The sequence below is a fragment of the Micromonospora pallida genome, from assembly GCF_900090325.1.
In the GTDB taxonomy this organism is placed as follows: Bacteria; Actinomycetota; Actinomycetes; order Mycobacteriales; family Micromonosporaceae; genus Micromonospora; species Micromonospora pallida.
Map to the genome: position 1 here is coordinate 6,429,879 of NZ_FMHW01000002.1, position 20,328 is coordinate 6,450,206.

General features: G+C 71.8%; 15 protein-coding genes and 1 pseudogene. 6 read left to right on the forward strand and 10 right to left on the reverse strand.

Going from position 1 to position 20,328, the window contains the following annotated elements:
* The first annotated feature begins 127 nt into the window (after positions 1-127).
* Complete coding sequence (locus GA0074692_RS27185) at positions 128-1,771, forward strand: gamma-glutamyltransferase family protein (RefSeq protein ID WP_091649185.1); 1,644 nt, start codon at positions 128-130, stop codon at positions 1,769-1,771.
* A 7-nt stretch (positions 1,772-1,778) separates the two neighbouring features.
* On the opposite strand, the gene GA0074692_RS27190 is transcribed toward GA0074692_RS27185, so the two are convergent.
* A complete protein-coding gene (locus GA0074692_RS27190; protein ID WP_091649190.1) occupies positions 1,779-2,741 on the reverse strand; it encodes a GlxA family transcriptional regulator in 963 nt (320 codons plus the stop codon).
* A 148-nt stretch (positions 2,742-2,889) separates the two neighbouring features.
* Between GA0074692_RS27190 and GA0074692_RS35025 the strand changes: the two genes are divergently transcribed.
* From GA0074692_RS35025 to folE, 4 genes and pseudogenes are all read left to right on the forward strand, one after another.
* Complete coding sequence (locus GA0074692_RS35025) at positions 2,890-3,027, forward strand: hypothetical protein (RefSeq protein ID WP_176738602.1); 138 nt, start codon at positions 2,890-2,892, stop codon at positions 3,025-3,027.
* A gap of 148 nt (positions 3,028-3,175) precedes the next feature.
* Positions 3,176-3,751 (forward strand): hypoxanthine phosphoribosyltransferase, encoded by a 576-nt coding sequence (gene hpt / locus GA0074692_RS27195; protein ID WP_088981737.1) that lies wholly within the window; start codon positions 3,176-3,178, stop codon positions 3,749-3,751.
* Between the two features lie 509 nt (positions 3,752-4,260).
* A pseudogene (gene ftsH, locus GA0074692_RS27200) lies at positions 4,261-6,267 on the forward strand (ATP-dependent zinc metalloprotease FtsH); the annotation flags it as partial.
* A 116-nt stretch (positions 6,268-6,383) separates the two neighbouring features.
* On the forward strand, positions 6,384-7,049 hold the full coding sequence (folE, locus tag GA0074692_RS27205; protein ID WP_091654162.1) for a GTP cyclohydrolase I FolE: 666 nt from the start codon (positions 6,384-6,386) through the stop codon (positions 7,047-7,049).
* A 116-nt stretch (positions 7,050-7,165) separates the two neighbouring features.
* On the opposite strand, the gene GA0074692_RS27210 is transcribed toward folE, so the two are convergent.
* Positions 7,166-7,909 carry a hypothetical protein gene (locus tag GA0074692_RS27210; RefSeq protein WP_091649194.1) on the reverse strand — a complete coding sequence of 248 codons (744 nt, stop codon included), beginning with the start codon at positions 7,907-7,909 and terminating at the stop codon, positions 7,166-7,168.
* Between the two features lie 106 nt (positions 7,910-8,015).
* Positions 8,016-11,102, reverse strand: coding sequence for an FtsK/SpoIIIE domain-containing protein (locus GA0074692_RS27215; protein WP_425413365.1), 3,087 nt, complete (start codon positions 11,100-11,102; stop codon positions 8,016-8,018).
* A 210-nt stretch (positions 11,103-11,312) separates the two neighbouring features.
* On the opposite strand from GA0074692_RS27215, the gene GA0074692_RS27220 reads away from it, so the two are divergent.
* A complete protein-coding gene (locus GA0074692_RS27220; protein WP_091649198.1) occupies positions 11,313-11,873 on the forward strand; it encodes an Rv0361 family membrane protein in 561 nt (186 codons plus the stop codon).
* 5 nt (positions 11,874-11,878) lie between these two features.
* Here GA0074692_RS27220 and GA0074692_RS27225 read toward each other — a convergent pair whose 3' ends face one another.
* Genes GA0074692_RS27225 through GA0074692_RS27255 form a run of 7 tightly spaced genes read right to left on the reverse strand, consistent with a single transcriptional unit; the run spans position 11,879 to position 20,225 of the window.
* Positions 11,879-12,478: a hypothetical protein gene (locus tag GA0074692_RS27225; protein WP_091649201.1), complete on the reverse strand. Its 600-nt coding sequence runs from the start codon at positions 12,476-12,478 to the stop codon at positions 11,879-11,881.
* 13 nt (positions 12,479-12,491) lie between these two features.
* Complete coding sequence (locus GA0074692_RS27230; RefSeq protein ID WP_091649205.1) at positions 12,492-13,667, reverse strand: M23 family metallopeptidase; 1,176 nt, start codon at positions 13,665-13,667, stop codon at positions 12,492-12,494.
* Positions 13,664-14,212: a hypothetical protein gene (locus GA0074692_RS27235; RefSeq protein WP_091649211.1), complete on the reverse strand. Its 549-nt coding sequence runs from the start codon at positions 14,210-14,212 to the stop codon at positions 13,664-13,666. The genes GA0074692_RS27230 and GA0074692_RS27235 overlap by 4 nt, the downstream gene beginning before the upstream one ends.
* 4 nt (positions 14,213-14,216) lie before the next feature.
* Positions 14,217-16,184, reverse strand: coding sequence for a hypothetical protein (locus GA0074692_RS27240; protein WP_091654168.1), 1,968 nt, complete (start codon positions 16,182-16,184; stop codon positions 14,217-14,219).
* Between the two features lie 4 nt (positions 16,185-16,188).
* Complete coding sequence (locus GA0074692_RS27245) at positions 16,189-19,533, reverse strand: ATP-binding protein (protein WP_091649216.1); 3,345 nt, start codon at positions 19,531-19,533, stop codon at positions 16,189-16,191.
* Positions 19,534-19,582: 49 nt separating this feature from the next.
* Positions 19,583-19,945: a hypothetical protein gene (locus GA0074692_RS27250; RefSeq protein WP_091649219.1), complete on the reverse strand. Its 363-nt coding sequence runs from the start codon at positions 19,943-19,945 to the stop codon at positions 19,583-19,585.
* Between the two features lie 13 nt (positions 19,946-19,958).
* On the reverse strand, positions 19,959-20,225 hold the full coding sequence (locus tag GA0074692_RS27255) for a hypothetical protein (protein ID WP_425413403.1): 267 nt from the start codon (positions 20,223-20,225) through the stop codon (positions 19,959-19,961).
* Between the last annotated feature and the right edge of the window lie 103 nt (positions 20,226-20,328).

The following is a 20,328-nucleotide window of genomic DNA, read 5'->3' on the forward strand; positions in this document are numbered from 1 at the left end:
GCTGAGGTGGTTGCAGGGGTCCCCTTCTACCTCATTTTGATGAGGAGGGGACCCCTGCAACCACTCACCCCACAGCCGACTCCCGGCGTGACCCCTGGCCGGTCCGCGGGTGCGGTAGACATGGCGGATGTCGCACCCCCGACCGCCCCTCTTCGCCCCGCACGGCGCCGTCGCGACCAGCCAGCCGCTCGCTGCGGCGGCCGGACTGGCGGTGCTACGGCGCGGCGGCAACGCCGTCGACGCCGCCCTGGCCACCGCGATCACCCTCACCGTGGTCCAGCCGGGCTCCAACGACATCGGCGGTGACCTGTTCGCCATCGTCTGGGACGGCGAACGGCTGCACGGCCTGAACGCCTCCGGCCGTTCCCCGGCGGCCCTGACCCGGGACGTGGTCCTCGCCGCGACCGGCGGCCGGGGCGTCGACCCGGTGGCCGCCCTCGGCGGAGCCCAGGCGAGCGGCCCGGCGATGCCCGCCCGGGGCTGGCTGCCGGTGACCGTGCCCGGCGCGCCCGCCGGCTGGCGGGACCTGCACGACCGGTTCGGCTCGCTGCCGTTCGCCGACCTCTTCACCGACGCGGTCGGGTACGCCGAGCACGGGTACCCGGTCTCCACCAGCGTGGCGGCCGGCTGGGCGCGGGCCGCCGCCCTGCACGAGGGACTGGTCGGGCCGGAGTTCGCCGAGTGGCGCCGGGTGTTCACGGTCGACGGGCGGCCACCCCGGGCCGGGCAGCGGTGGCGCAACCCGGACGCGGCCCGGACCCTGCGCCGGATCGCCGCCACCGGGGCGGCGGACTTCTACCAGGGCGGGATCGCTGCCGCGCTGGCCGAGCACGCCGCCCGCACCGGTGGTCTCCTCACCGCCGACGACCTGGCTGGGCACCGGTCGGAGTGGGTGGACCCGGTGTCCGCCCGGTACCGGGGGCACGAGGTGTGGGAGTTGCCGCCGAACGGGCAGGGGATCGCCGCGCTGCTCGCCCTGAACGTCCTCGACGGCGTGGACCTCGCGGCGCTCCCGCTGGCCGAGCGGCTGCACTGGCAGATCGAGGCGGTGAAGCTCGGCTGCGCCGACGCGCACGCGTACGTGGCCGATCCGGAGCACGCCACGGTACCGACGGCGGCCCTGCTCGATCCGGCGTACGCGGCGGCCCGCCGGGCGCTGGTGACCGACCGGGCCGGCACACCCGCCGCCGGTGACCCGGAGCGGGGCGGCACGGTGTACCTCTGTACGGCCGACTCCGCCGGCATGATGGTGAGCCTGATCCAGTCCACCTACCTGGGCTTCGGCTCGCACGTGGTGCTGCCCGGCCACGGCTTCGGGCTACAGAACCGGGGCACCGGCTTTCGCCTTGACCCGGCGCACCCGAACGCGGTCGGGCCGTCTCGGCGGCCCTTCCACACGATCATTCCCGGGTTCCTGACGCGGGACGGCGTACCGGTGGGGCCGTTCGGGGTGATGGGCGGGCACATGCAGCCACAGGGGCACGTCCAGCTGGTCTCGGCCACCCTGGACGCCGGCCTGGACCCGCAGGCCGCCCTCGGCGCGCCGCGCTGGTACTGGCACGCCGGCCGGTCGGTGCTGGTGGAGCCGGGACTGACGGCGACCGCCGAGGGCCGGGCGGCGGTGGCGGCGCTGCGCGAACGTGGCCACGAGATCACCGTCGCCGACGAGTCGGGCGTCTTCGGGTACGGACAGGCGATCTGGCGGCCCGGCGACGACGGGTACGTGGTCGGCTCGGAGCCCCGGGTGGACGGCGCGGCGATGGGCTGGTGAGCGCTTCTCAGGGGGTGGGGACCCGCTCCCGGAAGGTGGCCCGGTAGGCGGCCGGGGTGGCGCCGACCCGTCGCGTGAAGTGGTGGCGCAGGGCGGCGGCGTCGCCGAAACCGGCCTGGCCGGCCACCGCGTCCACACTGAGCCGGGTCTCCTCCAGCAGTCGCCGGGCCAGCAGTACCCGCTGGTTGGTCAACCAGTCGTGCGGGGTGGTGCCGGTCTCGGCGCGGAACCGCCGGGCGAAGGTACGCGGACTCATGCCGGCACGACCGGCCAGCTCCTCCACGGTCAGCGGCCGGTCCAGGTGCCCCATCAACCACGTGAGCACCGGCTCCAGGGTCGGCGCCTCGGGGGCCCGGGGGATCGGTGTCTCGATGTACTGCGCCTGCCCGCCGTCCCGGTGTGGCGGGACGACCATCCGCCGGGCGAGCCGGGTGGCCACCGACGAGCCGTGCTCCTGCCGGACCAGGTGCAGGCAGGCGTCGAGGCCGGCGGCGGTGCCGGCGCTGGTCAGCAGCGGACCGTCCTGGACGTAGAGCGCGTTGCACCGGACCCGGGCCAGGGGATGGCGTTCCTGCAGGTCGTCGACGTACTTCCAGTGGGTGGTGCAGTCCCGACCGTCGAGCAGCCCGGCCCGGCCGAGCAGGAACGCGCCGGAGCAGACGCTGAACACGTACGCGCCCCGCTCGACGGCCCGGCGCAGCGCGGCCAGTACCTCCGGCGGAGCCTCCGCGTCGCGGCCGTGGGCCGGCACCGCGACCAGGTCGGCCTCGTCGACCGGGGTCAGATCGGCCGCCGGCAGCAGGGAGAAGCCCGACGAGGTACGCACCGGAGCCCCATCGACCCCGCACACGGAGAACCGGTAGCCGGGGAAGCCGTCGGCCGTGCGGTCGGTGCCGAAGACCTCACAGAGCACGCCCAGCTCGAACGGGGCGACCTGGTCCAGCGCGAGCACGGCGACGGTACGAAGCATGTGAGCAGGGTAACTCCATAGGTGGCAGAAATTCGAGGTCGGGTGGCATTCCTGCCACTGTTCCCCACTTCCGGACGGTCCCAGACTGGAGCGGTCCGGTGCGCACCGGCGGCGAGAACGACGGACACCCACGAAAGCGAGCGCCGCCATGGAATTCCTCCTGTTCCTGCTCTTCTTCCTCGTCCTCGCGGTCAGCTCGGTGCTCGGGCTCACCGCGGACAGCCGGGACTCGGCCGACTGGAAGCCGACCGAGGACGGCCGGCGCTGGTGCTCCCGGCCCTGCTGACCGGCCGTACCCGGACCGGCCGCCGCGAGGCGGTCGGCCCCGACCGGCCCGGGTCCGCAGGGCGCCGGGGACGGGCCGTCGGCGGGAAATCGCCGCAAAGGGCTGGCCCCGCCGACGGCGACCGAGTGGCGTACGGCAGGCTAGGGGCATGGCTGACGGCTCCTGGTACGACGCCGACATCGACCACGTGATCATTTCCGAGGCGCAGATCCGCGAGAAGACCGCGGAACTGGCCAAGCAGGTCTCGGCGGACTACGCCGACGTCGAGGACGGGCTGCTGCTGGTCTGCGTGCTCAAGGGCGCGGTCATGTTCATGGCCGACTTCGCCCGGGCGCTCGGACGGCACGGTCCCCCCGCCGAGTTGGAGTTCATGGCGGTCTCCTCGTACGGCCAGGGCACCACCTCCTCCGGGGTGGTCCGGATCCTCAAGGACCTCGACCGGGACATCGCCGGCCGGCACGTGGTGGTGGTCGAGGACATCGTCGACTCCGGGCTGACCCTCTCCTGGCTGCTGCGCTACCTGGAGTCGCGGTCGGCCGCGAGCGTCGAGGTGGTGGCGTTGTTCCGCAAGCCCGACGCGGTCAAGGTTGAGGTCCCGGTGAAGTACGTCGGGTTCGACATCCCGACCGAGTTCGTCGTCGGCTACGGCCTCGACTTCGGCGAGCGCTACCGCGAGCTGCCCTACGTGGGTGTGCTCAAGCCGCAGGTCTACGCCCGGTCCTGACCGCCCGACGGCTCCGCCCGCCAGGGTGGCCGCGTCGCGCGGGGGACCGAGGCTGTCGGCGGCAGGCCGGGCCGGTGCGGTTTGGCGTCCAAAGCGGGTGATATCAGCCGACATCGAGCGGACGTACAGCGCGCTTTCAGGTATTCGGACTACGGTGGTGGTTCGGTGACGTGGGAGCAACCCCGCGCCGGGCCGCCGACCACCGGTCGACGCGCCGGGTGCGGTGCCGACGTCACGCCGGCTCTCGCCCGGTGCCCGGGCGGTTGGGGAGGGACTGGCGGAGCCGACGGTCACGCGCTGTCATGCCGGCGGTGCGCGACTGCGGCCCTCGCAAGCTCACTCGTCGTCCGCACGGTGTACCGTCGAATGACCGCGACGCGGCAAAATCCGCGTCTCGGGGTCGAGGCCAGCCCGAACGGCGGCTCCGGCCGCCGCCTCGGCGGCGAATAGCCATCAGACGGTCAGGACGTCGATCAGGAGGGTCCGGGCGCTCGGCGCTCGACAACAGTATGGAACGTACGCGTTTCTTCCGCCGCCCGGTGGTCTGGATCATCCTGGTGATCGCCGGCGCGATTCTGCTCAGTCAGTTGTTCACGGGTGGACCGAGCTACCACAAGGTCGACACGTCGGTCGCGCTCGACCGGCTCAACACCGCACAGATGGACAAGGTCGTCTTCCAGGACAAGGAGCAGACGCTCCAGATCGACCTGAAGGACAAGGCCAAGTTCGGCGACACCACCACCGACAAGATCGAGGCGCAGTTCCCGTACGAGGTCGGTGACAAGGTCTGGGACCAGGTCCTCGCGGCCAAGGCGGCGAACCGGATCAGCGGTGCGGCCGACACCGAGGTGTCGTCGGACAGCGTCCTGGTCACGCTGCTGGTGAACCTGCTGCCCATCGTCCTGCTGGTGCTTCTGCTGCTCTTCTTCATGTCGCAGATGCAGGGTGGCGGCTCCCGGGTGCTCAACTTCGGCAAGTCCAAGGCCAAGATGATCACCAAGGACACCCCGAAGACCACCTTCGCCGACGTGGCCGGGGCCGACGAGGCCGTCGAGGAACTCCACGAGATCAAGGACTTCCTCCAGAACCCGGCGAAGTACCAGGCCCTGGGCGCCAAGATCCCCAAGGGTGTGCTTCTCTTCGGCCCCCCCGGTACGGGCAAGACGCTGCTCGCCCGCGCGGTCGCCGGTGAGGCCGGGGTGCCGTTCTACTCGATCTCCGGCTCCGACTTCGTCGAGATGTTCGTCGGTGTCGGCGCCAGCCGGGTGCGTGACCTCTTCGAGCAGGCCAAGGCGAACGCTCCGGCGATCGTCTTCGTCGACGAGATCGACGCGGTCGGCCGGCACCGGGGCGCCGGCATGGGCGGTGGCCACGACGAGCGCGAGCAAACGCTCAACCAGCTCCTCGTCGAGATGGACGGCTTCGACACCAAGGGCGGCGTCATCCTGATCGCCGCCACCAACCGGCCGGACATCCTCGACCCGGCGCTGCTGCGTCCGGGCCGGTTCGACCGGCAGATCCCGGTGGACGCCCCCGACATGGAGGGCCGCAAGGCGATCCTGCGGGTGCACGCCAAGGGCAAGCCGTTCACGCCCGACGTCGACCTGGACTCGGTCGCCCGCCGGACCCCAGGGTTCAGCGGTGCCGACCTGGCCAACGTGATCAACGAGGGCGCCCTGCTCACCGCCCGCAAGGAACAGCGGGCGATCAGCAACGACACGCTCGAGGAGTCGATCGACCGGGTCATCGCCGGTCCGCAGCGGCGGACCCGGGTGATGGGCGACCAGGAGAAGAAGATCACCGCGTACCACGAGGGTGGGCACGCGCTGGTCGCCTGGGCGCTGCCGCACGCCGCCCCGGTGCACAAGGTGACCATCCTGTCCCGTAGCCGGTCGCTGGGGCACACCCTGGTGCTCCCCACCGAGGACAAGTACACCCAGACCCGGGCCGAGATGGTCGACACGCTGGCGTACGCGCTCGGCGGTCGGGCCGCGGAGGAGCTGGTCTTCCACGAGCCGACCACCGGTGCCGGCAACGACATCGAGAAGGCCACCCAGCTCGCCCGCGCGATGATCACCCAGTTCGGCATGAGCTCGAAGCTCGGGGCCATCAAGTACGGCACCAGCGGCGACGAGCCGTTCCTCGGCCGCAACATGGGGCACGAGCGGGACTACTCGGACGCGGTGGCCGCCGAGATCGACAGTGAGATGCGGGCGCTGATCGAGCTGGCCCACGACGAGGCCTGGGAGATCCTGGTCGAGTACCGGGATGTCCTGGACAACATTGTCCTCGAGCTGATGGAGAAGGAAACCCTCTCCACCGCCGACATGGCGCGGATCTGCGCCCGCGTGGTCAAGCGCCCGCCGATGGCCCCGTACAACGGCTTCGGCAAGCGGCAGCCCTCCACCGAGCCGCCGGTGCTCACCCCCGCCGAGAAGGAGGCGCTGAAGGCGCAGGCGGAGGCGGACGGCGTCCGGGCCGGGGTCGGCGGTGGCTCCGCCAACAACCTCGGTGGCACCTCCGCCAACAGTCTGGGCGGTGCCTCCGCCAACAACCTCGGCGGCACAGCGAACAGCTCGGACGGTACCCACTGAACCCGCGCGAACAGGCGGCCAGCCAGGACCAACCTGTGCTGGCCGCCTCGGCCACCGAACCCGACGGCGACGAGGCCCTGGACTACCTCGCCGCCCGGCTGGTCAACGGTAAGCTCACCGGCCGTCCGGTCGAGGACGCCGTTGACCTGGGCCGGATCGAGAAAGCGGTACGCGAGATCCTGATCGCGGTCGGGGAGGATCCCGACCGGGACGGGCTGCTGCAGACCCCGGCCCGGGTCGCCCGCGCCTACGCCGAACTCTTTGCCGGCCTCCGGGTCGACCCGAAGCAGGTGCTCACCACCACCTTCGAGGCCAACCACGAGGAGTTGGTGATCGTCCGGGACATCGACGTGATGAGCCTGTGCGAGCACCACCTGCTCCCCTTCCGGGGTAGCGCGCACATCGGCTACATCCCCGGGCCGGACGGCCGGATCACCGGGTTGTCCAAGCTGGCCCGGCTGGTCGAGGTCTTCGCCCGCCGGCCGCAGGTGCAGGAACGGCTGACCTCGCAGATCGCCGACCTGCTGATGGAGCGGCTCGCCCCGCGCGGCGTCATCGTGGTGCTCGAGTGCGAGCACATGTGCATGGCCATGCGAGGCATCCAGAAGTCCGGCGCCAAGACGATCACCTCGGCGGTTCGTGGCACCCTCCAACGCGACGCGAAGTCCCGCGCCGAGGCGATGGCCCTGATCATCCCGCGCTGACCACAGCGGTCACGCCCCGTCGACGGTCGGCCGTCTCGCGTCGGCCGTCGGCGGTCTTGTCCCGCCTTGGTCGTCGGCGGCCTCGTCCGTGTGGTCGGCAGCGTTCGCGGTACGGCTCAACCGGCCCCGGCCAGCACGGCCAGGAGGATCCCGACAGTGCTCAGGGCTGCGGGAACGCCGCACACCAACGCGCCGAAGCGTGGCGTGCGGTCGAGTTGTTCGTTCGGGCCCGTGCCACTGCCGTGGCCCGGGTCCGGGGCCGAACCCGGACGGAAGAACCGGCCGACGCCGAACCAGCCCACCGCCCATGCCACCGGCGGCATCAGCAGGCCGAGCAGCAACGTGGGCACGGTCCACGCGCCGGAGCCGGTCAGCAAGAGGACGACCACCTGGAGCACCGGCACCAGCAGCGCCACCGGCCCGTAGACCAGCAGGTTCCGCAGCCGGGGCGACCAGCCTTCCACCGGGAGCAGTCCGCGCGCGTCGAGCACCGCGTCGGCGGCGTCCGCACACTCCCCGGCAGAGCGCAGCGCCGTCAGCACCGCCACCGGACCGGCCGCCATCGACCGGGCTGCCGCAGTCAGCTCCGGCGGGGAGGGCGCCAGCGACATCGCCGGTACGCCCCGCTCACGCAGACGCGACTGCTGGGCGGCCAGACGGGCCCGTACCGTGGTCAACTCCTCCCGGGCAGCCTCGACCGACCGGGCCTGCGCACCGGCGGCGGTGGCGGCGCCCCGGCGTACCCCGTCGAGCTGGCGGGCGGCGGCGAGGTAGTCGGTCCACGCGGCGGCGACCGGATCCGGCGGGGGCGGCTCCTCCGGCGCGGCCCGCTGCGTCGGAGCGTTCCCGACCTCGGTCATCCCACCTCCCCAGCCCTGGTCACGTCCTCGTGTCGGCAGTCGCCCGGCCGCCGTGCGGTCTGGCGTCTCCCGACCCCGGCCGGTTCTGCGGCCGCCCCGTCCCTGGTCATCCCGGCTCCCCGGCCCCGGCCTCGGCGAACGGCACCAGGAGCGTGCCCGGTCCCTCCGGCCCGTCCCAGAGCAGCGCCCGTCCCGGCCGGGGCGACCACTGCACTGTCCGGCCGACGATCTGTGTCAACTGGTTGGCGGGCACGTCGACCACCACCACCGACGCCACCTTGCCGACCCCGTCCTCCGGGTCGAGCAACGCCGCGAACGCCGATGCCGAACGCCACCAGCCCAGCACGTGCCGTCCGTCCGGCGGACCCTGGTGCAGCAGGGTCCGCAGTGGCCCGTCCGGCACCCCGCCCGGACCGTCCGCCCCGAACAGCACCAGGTAGCCCGGACGGTCGTCCTCGAGGATGGCGAGCAGCCCGGCCAGATCGACCGTCTCGACGGTGTGCCGGGCGGCCAGTTCGACGGCGAGCGCGGTGGCGAGTGCGCCTGCGGTCCTGGTCAGCGTGGCGACGACGAACCGGGCCGTGCCCGGCGGATGGTGTGCCGCGACACTCCGGGCGGCGGTGGACAGCAACGCGGCGGACTCCTGGCCGGTGCCGAGCACCGCCAGGTTCCGACCGGCTGCCGGGACGAGCGGCACCGACACCGTTTTCCGAGACACGTCCAGCGCCCGGCCGAGCAGCGCGGCCGGGATTTCCGCCCGTCCCGCGGCGGCCGCCCGGTAGCCCGGGTCGTTGTCGAGCACCGGGCGGGCGTAACCGGCGAAGACCACCGGCGGGGACGACCCGGCGGGCCGGGCCGCCCAGAGGTCGTGCCGCAGCGTGGCGAGCGCGGCCGGGTCGTCGAGCGGATCCGGGAAGCGCACCATCCGTTCGTGCCCCCGGGTGGCGCCGCGCGGGCCACCGAGTCCGCCTGCGGTGTTGACCACCGCGCTGCCCACCGCCAGGCCGGCGGCGGCGTCGTTGGTCGGTTCCAGCACCGCGCCGCCGCCGGGCAACGCCACCCGTACGGGAAACTGACCGAGCACCGAGTCACGGGAGGTCGAGGCCGTTCCGGCAGCCAGCCCGAGGTCGCCCTCCCCGGCCAGGACCAGATGGATCCCGTACGCCCGCCCGGTGCGGGCCAGGGTCTCCAGCCGGCTGGCCAGATCGGTACCGAGCCGGTCCCGCTGACCCGGCCGGTGGCTGGCGTGGCCGTCCCGGAAGAGCAGCGACACGTTGTCGATGACACAGACGATCCGGGGCAGGGATTGGTGCTGACGCAGTTCGGCGAAGCGCTGTCCACCGGCGCGGTGACCCGCCTCCGCGCGCCGACGCAGCTCCGCTTCGAGGTGACCGAAGAGGGCCTGCACGTACTCCCGGTCGGCCGCGAGCGCGGCCGTCGCGACCTGTGGCACCCACGACCTGTCCCGCCGGGTCTGGAGGAACTCGGTGAACGACTCGCCGTCGGTCAGGTCCACCAGGTGCAGGACCAGCTCCTCCGGGCCGTACCGGGCGGCCAGGCCGAACAGCACGTTGGTCAGGAAGTCCGCCCGCCCGCTGCCCGGGCGGCCGCTGATCAGCCAGTGCGGGGTCAGCTCGGTGAGACCGAGGGTGACGGCCCGTCCATCCGCGTCCCCGACCACGGTCGAGAGGCCGCTCGCGGAACTCGCTGTCCAGCGGGGCGCCTCGGCGGACGGCAGGAGGGTGGCGAGGGTGAGTTGGGCACCGGCGGCCACCCGACGGGCCAGCCGGCGGCAGACCGCGTCGACCAACTCGACCGGCGGATCCTCCTCGACCAGGACCGGCGAGTTCAGTCCGGTCGGGGGTTCCGCGCCGGGGCCGGCGAAGGAGGTGCCGGGCGGATCGCCCAGCAGGGCGTACGCGTTGCGGATCGCGATCTCCGTCGCGTACGGCAATCGGGTCGTACCGCCGTGGGCCGCGCTCCCGTCGCGGCCGGGGCGAGTGGTGTCCGGCTCGCGGGGCCGGCCCGGACCGTCCGCCATCCGCGCGTCGGAAACGGGTACGCCGGAGGGCGCCGTACCGTCGCTGGTGCTGGTGCTGGTGCTGGTGCTGGTGCTGGTGCTGGTGCTGGTGCTGGTGCTGGTGGGTGATGGCCGGTGGGTCGTCGGTGCTGGTGGGTCCGGCGGCGCCGCTGGCCAACCGGCGACGACCAGGTGCAGGCCGGCGCGGTGGCCGCACCGGGCCAGTGCCTCGATCCGCGCCAGATCGTTCGGCTCGACTTCCGGCGGCAGCGCGGCGATCACCAACAGCATGGTCCGGTCGTGTCGGCGCTGCCGGGCGGTCCCGGAGGCCACCCACTGCTCGGCCTCGCCGAGCACGGCCCGAAGGCCGGCGGCATCCGTGGCGGGTGGCGGCAGCAGACCGGCGTCGGCCAGCGGGGCGAACGGGGCGAAAATTCCGCTGGCCCGGTCCGCGATCCCAGTCCCGGCGGAACTGCTCGGCGTTTCCGGGACGGGCGAATCGATCGGAGCCCGGGTGGTACCGCCAGCGGGGCCGGTCGACGTCCCGGTGCTGTCGTCGGTGGGTGGGTCGGACGCCGGTTCGCTTCTCCCGCTGCCGCGCGGGCCGGGGATCTGGTCGACGGGGGCGGCGGACGACGGCCCGATCCTCCCTCCGTCGGGCGGGGCGGGCGTCCTGCCGGCGAGCGGGTCCGTTTCTCCGATACGAGCACCCGCTGGGTGGGCTGTCGCGTCGGTGGTGCCGTCGACAGCGCGTACCAACAGGGAACCGGGTGGCGAGGCGGCCAGCAGCCGGAGCAGTACGGCACGGAGGAGGCCGGCGACGCGCGGGTCGTTGGCGTCGGTGTCGACGACCAGATGGCCGGTGCCGGCCAGGGGCACCAGGGCGGGGAAGCGCGCGTCGTCCAGCGGTGTGGCGGTACCGACCCGGACGAAGGCGGGGACCCCGTCATCGGGTGGTGTGTCCGGGGTGAGCGAGTCCATGGCGCTGCCCGCCCAGCCCGGCGCCAACGCCTCCGCTGCTCGGCGAAGCCGGTCAGCCAGCTCGTACTGTCGGCGTTGGTCAGCAGGGACCGGCCTGGTGTCGTCCAGCATCGCGGCGGCGGCGGTCGTGGTGGCAGTCGCCCGACGGTGCAGGGTGGCGGCACGGCTGGTGCGACCCTTGATGTTGGCCACCCGTCCCACCTCTCTCCCCGAGGCCGGCAACCCCTGAGCAGAGACGGTATCCCAGGTCGACGCGGCGGTCCGGGACGCGCGACGGTGATGCGCGCGGGAAGCTCGCGAACCGTACTGATCCGGCGAAGCGGGACGAGCCAGGTGAAGATCGGCGGCATCCGGGGCATTGGGTACGGGGCACCCAACCGATAGCCTCAGGGGGTGGAATCAGTGCAGCCCCCCGCCGGTTCCCAGGTGTCCCGCGTACCCGCTCAGCGGACCCCGCAGGAGGATCTGGCGCCAGCCCCGGCCCTGCCGGTCCCGGTGCCGCCGCGCCGTCGAATGCGGACAGTCCTGACGGTGGCCGGCGTCATGCTTACCGTGCTCTGCCTCAGCGGGGCCGTCACCGCATACATCCTCTACGACCGCGCCAGCGCCCCCGATCGCAGTGCCCCTGACGTCGCTGTCGTGAATTATCTTCGAGCATTCTTGATCGACCGTAACGACGCAAGGGCTGACCTCTTCACCTGCGGGAAGGGGAGTGAAGGGTTGGCTGAACTGCGAGCACTGCGGACTGACCTGGAGTCACGGGAGAAGCGTTTCGGCACCAGCTTCTCGACAAAGTGGGGCGGGCTTGCGGTTCAGGAGAATGGAGAGCAGGCAACCGTCAACGTTGATCTGACTATCTCTGCCTTTGTCGATGGAATCAGTCAGAGCGACCGACAGTCATGGCAGTTCAGCACTCGCGTGGAAGGTGACTGGCGCGTGTGCAGCGCGGCGAAGGTCGGCTGACCGCGTCATTCGACCCAGAGGAGGTGGACGGGCACCTCGAGGGTGGTCGGTGGCTGGCCGCGCCAGGCCCAGCGATACCAGTTCAGCTCGGCGGCTACCCGGATGCAGATGTCCCCGTCGGGGCCGGAGTAGGGCTCGGTGACGGCGCGCAGATCACGCTGTTCCGTCGGACCGACCACGTGGACGACTCGCCGGCCGGTCACCGCGCCGGCCTCGAAGACCGGCGTCGGCAACCGGTGCGCTGGGGCGTCCAGAGAGACCAGACGTGGCACCAGGTCATGCGGGGTGCCGGCGACAGGGCGGGGGCCCAGGGTCTCCACCCAGACCCGGTCCACCGGTACCAGCGGCGCGAACACCTCCACCTGCTCGGACTCGGCCCGGTACCACTCGTTCTCCGGGATCACCGGAACGTACGTGCGGCTGTTCTGCACCACCCGCTGATCGGCCCGCAGGTCACCACGCCAGCCTGTGCCGGGCAGCCCGATCACGACCCGGCGTCCGTGCAGGTCGACCAGCCCGGTCGCGGGCACCATCCGGATCGGCCGGGGAGGAAGCGGCGCCCAGTCGGGTTGACCGGCGAAGGGATCTGGAAGTTGATTGTTCATCGGCCCGGACGTGTTACGCGGCGCCCTTCAGCGGGGCACCTCGCTCCTTCATGAAGGGCACCGGGTTGACGGCGCCGCGACTGGTGCGGTCCTCGTTGAGGTGCACCTCGAAGTGCAGGTGCGGGCCGGAGGAGTTGCCGCTGCTGCCCACCTCACCGATGACCTCACCCGCCTTGACCGTCTGACCGGGGACGACGCGTGGTTTCTCGACCATGTGGCAGTAGCGGGTGATGTAACCACCCGCGTGCAGCATGTCGACGAACCAGCCACAGCCGCCCTTGTTCGGCCAGCCGTCCACGTCGCAGCTGAGCCGCCCCCGGTTGTCCGGGTCACACCTGGCGACTAACACCCGGCCGCTAGCGGCAGCGCGGATCTTGGTTCCCTTGGGGGCGGCGATGTCCACGCCGTTGTGCTTGGGGCGGTCCGCCGTGCGGAATCCCGACCCGACCCCCCCAGGGATGGGCGCTGTCCAACCTGATGCGGCGATCTCGCCGCCAGCAGCCGCGTCGCAGACCTTCCTTCCGGAGATCTGTACCGTCCGGGCGGCTCCGCCCGCCAGTGCGTCCACGATTCGGCTAGCCAGTTCCTCGTGCTTGGCGTAGGCGTCGGGGAAGGCGCTGATCTGCACCCGCTGCGCGGCCACGGTCAGCGGAAGCTTCTCCCAGTTGTCGACCTTGACCAGCTTCTCGTAGAACTTTCGGGCCGCGTAGGCGGGATCCAAGCGCTGCTCGACCGAGCCCCACCCGGCGCGCTGCTGGAACAGTCCGAGGGAGTCGTGGTCCCAGCCGATCCCCTCGTTCGGGATCCGCTGCGATCCGGCGACCGTGGGGTTCGCGAGATTACGCAGCCCGGACTCCTGCATTGCGGTGGCGACGGCGATCACCCAGGCTCGTGGGGGCAGCTTCATGTCTTGCCCGACCTTGATGATGATGGCGGCGTTCCGGAGTTGACGCTCGCCGTACTCGGTGAACCGGGGCATGTCACCAGTCACGTTGACCTTGTGGTCTGGTCCGCAGGTCAGCGAGTTCGCGTTCACCGGATCGCCGGTATCGCCACCCAGTTCGGTGAGGAGGAAGGCGCCGGCGCCGCCCGTGCAGCAGAGCAGGGCAAGCGCCGCGGTCAGTGCCGCTGCCAGTGCCCCCACCCGTACCTGCCGGCGCGGCGAGGTCTTTCGGGTCGTGTCGCTCATGCCCGCTCCCAGTCCACCACGTCAACCAGCCAGCGTCCCTCCGGTGCCACGAGTTCCAGCCGCAGCTCACCGGTGTCCAGTGGGACGAGCGCCTCGACGAACGACTCGGTTCGTGGCCGGAGAGTGGCGGGACCGGTGGTCCGTTCCGCCGGCACTCCGGCCGGGTCCGCCCCGGCCATCTTCTCGACCAGAACGGGTGTGGCGAGTGGCCGGATCGTCGCCAGCCACTCCTCGCTGGTCATGCCACTCCCACCGAGCCAAGCCCGCACGAAGGTGTCCACGACCTGCTCCGGCTTGGGCGTGCCCGGGCGGGTGACCGGGGACGGCGGTGCGGCCGTGGAGATGGCACCGTCGTCCCCCGAGTTCGGGTCGACCGTGGTGACCGGGCGGTCCGGCCGATTGCTGAGCCCGGCGGACGGGTCGGCCGGGCCGGAGACCAGCCGCGCCGCTCCGATGACCCCGAAGACCAGGACGGCGATGCCCAAGGCCACGCCGAGTCGGGACCGGAGCACTCGGGTGAGAAGGAACTCGATTGCCCGTCGCACGTCCTCACCTCGCCTCGGTGCGCACCCGGGGTGCCTGCGGGGTGGGAGCGGGGGTCCGCTCCCGTGAACCGGGACGGTAGAGCACGAAGGACGAGTTCTCCTCCGGTGCGTCCGGCTCCGTCCAGGTTGCCGGCTGCCGGCGGGGCCTCGGTGGCGCGGCGGACCGACCGGTACGACGTGGCTCGTCCTGGACGGTCGTCTCGTCCACATGTTCGCGACCGTCCGGACGTTGCCGGGGTTCCGCCTCGGCGATTGTCCGGCTCTCGGCACGCGCCGCGGTCTGTGCCGGATCTTCCCGACGTGACTCCGGCCGGAGCCGGGTCTGTTCGACCGTTGCGCCCCGTTTCCGACCCGGCGTCGACGTCGCCCGTTCGCCGGCTTCAGCCTCCTCGAGCCGGGCAGCCGTCCGCATGTCCCGGAAGAACCGTCGGTGCCAGGAGCCGCCCGCCCCGCCCGCCTCGCGGCCGTCTTTCCCGCCGAGTTGGGTGATCCGGCGGTACGGCCGCAGCAGTAGCCAACCGACCACACCGCAGAGCCAGACCAGCACCACCTGGAGCCAACCCGGGAGGGTGGGTGTATTCATGATCAGGTCGACCGCGAACAGGTAGATAGCCGCGCCGGTACCGAAGATGGCGACGTTGAACACCGCTGCGACGACCGCGTTCCCGAGCCGGCGCAGGCCAGCGCTGGCCGGGCGCATCAGGCCGATGGTGCCGAGGATCGGTGCCGCGATCACCGCCCACCGGAAGATCAGGAAGCCGAGGAGGACCAGCAGGGAGGCGGTCAGGTCGAACATGGCGAAGAGGACGGCGGCGAGCACGGCGATGAAGCCCGCGCCGACCCGGTCCATGTCGCGGACGCCCTGGAGGTATTCGTACGCCTCCGGGTCCTCCTTCTTGATCTGCTCGGCGACCCGGGCCCACTGCTGTTGCTTGATGTCGATAATGACGTCCCGTGTCGCCGGGTTCTCCCGGAGACTCTCAGCTTCCTCCCAGGAGAGCGACTTCGCGTCGTAGAGGGCCCGCCCGTACTTCGTTGCGGTCTCGCTGTCCGCGGAGCCGAGCACCCCGCGCAGCCAGTTGCGGTAGAGCATCGACTCGGTGGCCGTGTCGCTGGCCCGAACTGCTGGCGGACGATTGTCCTTGCAAGCGGCGGGGTTGGGTAGGACGCACTTGTCAGGGGGAATGTCCTTCGCAGCGGGGCCGACCGCGTCGTGCACCACACCCAGTGTGGTGACCAGGGTGCCGTCGGCGAGGTTTGCCGACTTCACCGGCCAGGCAGCCAGCGCGGTCACCGCGACCATCACCAGCAGCGCCCAACCGGCCGTGGTCATCGCGTTGCTCATGTCCGACTGTCGGGAGCGCCAGAGCAGGTAGAGCCCGACGACGCACAGGGTGATGATGCCGAAGACGCTGAACACCTTCTGGTAGACGGCCTTGGTGGCCTGGTCCACCAACGGGTCCGCCCAGCCCCACATCGACCGAGGCTCCCAGGCCCGTTCGCGCAGGGCGTTCGAGGCGCCGATGATGGCGTTGGCCACCATGAATTCGCCGTTCGCGACCATCGTGGTGAACCGGTATTCCGGGTGGATCACGGACGACGCGCAGCCGGTGTCGATGTCGTACGTGTTGAAGCTGTAACCGGCGTACCCGTAGTCGCTGTAGAGCCCCTTCGGACCGGGTTGCTTGGCGGAGTCCGGTCGGGCGGCGAACCAGCCGGCCAGCCCCGAGTCTGGTGCACCGGGTGTCGGCGCGTTGCGGCACTTGACCGCGTCCTCGCTGATGTTGTCGAGCTTCGCTACGCAGGCGCGGAAGTCGGCCTGCCACTCCTGCGCGGTGCAGAGTTCGGCCCGTGCCTGGGTTGTCGGGGGTGGAGCCGCCGCCGCACCGACCGCGGGCCAGACGATTGTGGCCACCGCGAGTACGCCGACGGCGAGGAGGAGTGCCGCGATCCGTGCCGGGGCCCTCGCCACCATGTCACGCCTCCAGGTCCGAGAGGATGCTCGGTAGGTTCGCGGCGTTCGTGGCGACCGCCGTCGGGGTGGTGTCGAGGTGTTCCAGCAGGCCGTCGACGTACGAGACGTCCACCCGGACCTTCTGCACCCGGCCGTCGACGTCTCGCATGACGAACTCCCGGAAACCGAGTCGGGCGGCCGACGACGCGTCGGCTGCCGACAGGGAGGCCAGGGTTGCCTCGTAGCCGTCGTCGACCGGCACCCGGAGCAGTCGGAGCGCCTCGGAGGCGATCTCGGCGTCCTCGGCGATCCGGCCGACGAAGACCGTGGAGACGAGGTTCTGCACGTCCAGCCCGAGGATGTCGCGTGGATTCTGCGAGGCGACCAGCGCAGCGAGGTTCCATTTCCGGGAGTCGCGGGCCAGCCGGACCAGGAAGGACCGACCGGAGCGCCAGCCCTCCATGAAGTGGGCCTCGTCCAGGCCGACGAGCTTCCGCGACGACATCGAGCCGCCGTAGCAGCGGCGGACCGCGAGCCGGTGGGCGGTGTGCAACATCGGCAGGGCCAACGACTCCTCGGCCGACCAGTACTCCCGCTCGATCTTCAGGTCGGGCAGGCGCAGCCCGGCCATGGTGATCACGGTGAGGGCCGCGTCCGCGCCGAGCAGGCCCTCCGGCGGACGGCCGAAGAAGAGCAGCGCCAGCGGCATCTCGGCGGTGTCCAGCAGGAGGTTGGCCAGTTCCTTGCCGGCGTCGTCGTCGAGCTGCCCGAGGCAGGCGACCACGTCGTCCAGGGTGGAGGTCTCCTCGGCCGGCACCTGGCGGACCGCGTGCCGGAACAGGGTGGCGGTGGACGCCTCCCGGGCGACCTGCGGCGGCACCAGCATCATGCAGATGTCCTGCACCAGCATGCGCCGTTCGGCCCGGGCGTTGGAAACCGCGATCTCGAACTCCCGGTCACCCGCCGCCCCGCTGGCGAACTCGGTCCGCAGCGGCGTCGGGATCAGCGAGTACGGCGCGAGTGTGCCGTGCTCGGAGCCGGTCAGGTTCAGCACCCGGGAGTACGGCCGCAGCTCGGGCATCTGGCACAGGCGGGCCAGCGGGCCGGACGGGTCGAGCAGGGTCACCTGGACGCCCCGTCGGGCGGCGAGATAGCCGAGGGCACCCAGCAGGGTCGACTTGCCACCACCCGGCTCGGCGACGAAGACGGCCAGACCGGAGCGTTCCCGCACCTCCATCGGGAAGTGCATGTCGAGGAAGACCGGGCGGCGGCAGGTGCCGGCGGTCCGTCCGATCAGGTCGCCCCGCCGGTCGCCGACGGTGGAGGCGGCCTGTGGCAGAGCGGCGGCGAGGAGGTTGACCGGCATCCGACGGACGTATCCGGTGTTGGCGATCGGCTCGCCGGGGATGAACTCCCGGGCCAGCCAGTCCTGGTTCTTCGGGTGCTGGAGCGAGATGCGCAGCTCGCGCGAGTAGAGCTGGATCAGGCGGCGGGCCCGTTCCAGGCATTCCTCCCTGGTCCGGCCGCCGACGGCGATCCGGTGCCAGCCGTGCGCCCGGGCCGAGTCCACCGGCAGACCAGTGGTCATCTCGTCGCCGATCACCAGCGCCCGCTTGGCGAGGCGTTCCAGCTCCGGCGGGGCGTCGATGCCGTGCTCGGCGTAGTCGAGCTGCTGCGAGCGGATCATCCGGAGCCGGTGTTCCAGGTTACGGAAGGAATCGCCGGAGCCGAGGATGTCGACCCGGGTGGAGATTTCCATCGGCCAGGGCAGCCGCTCGTGGAAGTGCAGCCACGGTTCGTGCTTCTCGGGGATCTCCAGCGGTTCCATCCGGCCGACCGCGAGCACCGCGACGTGCCGCTCCTCGCCGGTCATCCGGTTGACCAGCTTGACCGTGGAGCCGTACGGGGTGCGGTACCGTTCGACCTGCTCGGTCAGGGCGAGCAGGTCGCCCCGTTCCCAGCGCCCGTTGGTCACCGGGGAGAGCGCCCCCGGCGGTGCCATGCAGAGCGCCACCGAGCGGTAGAGCAGCCACTCCAGTTCCTGAGAGGTGACCCGCCGGCCGCGCATGCCGAACGCGCCGAGCACCTCGTCGAACTGCTCCACCGTCCGGCCGAGCTTGCGTCGTTCGCCGTCGGCGGTGCCCCGGCCGAAGGCGCGCAGCAGGCGTTCGGTCATCGAGTCGCCCAGCGAGCGGCGGGCGAAGGTGACCCCGAGGTAGGTCTGTCCCTCGGCGTGGTTGACCGAGAGCAGGTGCCGCTGCGCGGCGACGAGGTGGTCGGCCCAGGCCGGGGTGCCCGGCACGTCCGCCAGCGGGTTCGGCGTGTACGAGTCGATGGTGCGGGCCCACTCGTCGGCCGGGAACGGCCGGGTGGTGCGGCGCAGGTGCAGCCGGAATCCGGCCAGGCCGGCGTACTGCTCGGAGATCGCCGAGAGCAGGGCCTCCCGTTCGGCGTCGGGACGGAACGCCCAGCGCACCTCGGGGAGCCAGTACCAGGCGGTGACCGTGTTCGGGGTGAAGGTCAGGTGCCCGGCGATCTCGGTGATGGCCAGCTCGACGGAGGGATCCCGGTCCCCGAACTTGATCTTCGGCGGTCGGATCCGGGTCGGCTTGGTGGGCTTGACCGACTTCTCGCGCTTCTCCCGTCGACCCTCGGCGGAACGCTGCCGGGGCGGGACCCGGCGGTGGCTCGGCGGGGTGTCTCGGCCGGCCTGGTCCAGCGGCGCGGCGGCTGGGGCCGGTTCCGCCGGCGGGCGGGCCATGGGCAGGCGTTCGGCCGGCTGTTCCGGCACGCGCGGCAGCACCACGGGCGGCTCAGGTTCGGCCAGCGCCGGCAGCGGGGCCGCCGGTCGGGGCTCGGGTGCCGGCGCGGCCGGTGGCGGTGCCGGTACGGGCGGCGGGTCGACCGGGACGGCCCGGGGGGCTGGTGCCGGCACCGGCCGAGGCTGCTCCACGGCCGGCGTGGCAGCCCGGGGCGCTGCCGGCTCGACGGGCGGAGCGGATGGCTGGTGCGGAATCGGCAGCGGGTCGCGTCCGGGCCGCCGCAGTGGCGTCAGGGGCTGCCGGGTGACCCCCGGTCGGGTGCCCCCGAAGAGGTCGAGGAAGGGTGAGTCGATGTCCGGACTCTCCGGCGCGGAACGCGGCGGCGCGGACTCCTCGCCCGACGGGGCCGGCCGGCCACGGGCCGGTCGGGGTGCCTGGAAGACGCCGATGCTCCCCTGACCAGGGCTGGTAGCCAGCGCCGGGTCGAGGCTCACCTCGTCGACCGGGTCGTCCTGGGGGTAGTCGAGCGAGCGCGCACGGTGACCGTGCGGGGCGGCCTGATGTCCGGCCGGGTACGACTGCCCCGGCGTCGACGAGCGGCTCATTCGATCGCCTCACCCGGATCACTCGACCGTCCGATCGGCGTACGCCCGGTCATGCCAGCTCCTCCCGGATCCTGATCCGGCTGCCGACCAGGCGTGGGTCGCGTAGTTCGGCCGCCGGCTCCCGGGTACGTCGCCAGTCGGTCAGCGCGGTGCGGATCACCATGCGCGCCGGCCGGTCCGGGTCGACGTACCGGAAGATGAACGAGGTCGTCACGATGGCGAGCGCGATCTCCCAGGCAGGGAAGAGCTCGACCTTCAGCGTGAACAACCAGTGGATGAACATGTAGAGGGGGACGAGCAGCATGAACAGGCCGTACTGCGCGTACGGCAGGTGAACGGGGAGGGTGTACCCCGGCGGGCCCAGGTAGACCAGACGGGCCCGGTAGATGTCGTCGTCGGTGCGCAGCCGCATCTCGTGCCCGCGCCTATTCGAAGATCAGTTCGATCAGGTAGTCACCGACGAAGAAGAGCGTGGCGGCGCCGGCGATGAAGGCGAGCCCGACGATGGCGATGGCCGAGCTGGTCAGCACCTTCGAGATCTCACCCCGGCTGGCCCGGCCGATGAAGATGACGCCCAGCACGGCGAGCAGGATGGGCGCGATCTTGCTGGCGAAGAAGGAGACGACACCATCGGTGTTGATCCCCTTGGGGGCCGGCTCGGCGAGCGGGGTCGACGCCAGGGCGTGGAGCATCGGGGCGACAGCTGTCGACACCGTGTCCACGAACTCTGTGGCGATCACTGAAAACCTCCCCATGGGCGCGGCCGGCGAAGCCGCTTGCGCTACTCGGGTGAAC

Coding starts and splice junctions, on each gene's coding strand:
- hpt (WP_088981737.1), top strand. CDS start 3,176: ATGGCTGACGGCTCCTGGTACGACGCCGACATCGACCACGTGATCATT.
- GA0074692_RS27210 (WP_091649194.1), bottom strand. CDS start 7,909: ATGACCGAGGTCGGGAACGCTCCGACGCAGCGGGCCGCGCCGGAGGAG.
- GA0074692_RS27230 (WP_091649205.1), bottom strand. CDS start 13,667: ATGAGCGACACGACCCGAAAGACCTCGCCGCGCCGGCAGGTACGGGTG.
- GA0074692_RS35025 (WP_176738602.1), top strand. CDS start 2,890: ATGGAATTCCTCCTGTTCCTGCTCTTCTTCCTCGTCCTCGCGGTCAGC.
- GA0074692_RS27190 (WP_091649190.1), bottom strand. CDS start 2,741: ATGCTTCGTACCGTCGCCGTGCTCGCGCTGGACCAGGTCGCCCCGTTC.
- GA0074692_RS27250 (WP_091649219.1), bottom strand. CDS start 19,945: ATGCGGCTGCGCACCGACGACGACATCTACCGGGCCCGTCTGGTCTAC.
- GA0074692_RS27185 (WP_091649185.1), top strand. CDS start 128: ATGTCGCACCCCCGACCGCCCCTCTTCGCCCCGCACGGCGCCGTCGCG.
- GA0074692_RS27225 (WP_091649201.1), bottom strand. CDS start 12,478: ATGAACAATCAACTTCCAGATCCCTTCGCCGGTCAACCCGACTGGGCG.
- GA0074692_RS27255 (WP_425413403.1), bottom strand. CDS start 20,225: ATGCTCCACGCCCTGGCGTCGACCCCGCTCGCCGAGCCGGCCCCCAAG.
- GA0074692_RS27245 (WP_091649216.1), bottom strand. CDS start 19,533: ATGAGCCGCTCGTCGACGCCGGGGCAGTCGTACCCGGCCGGACATCAG.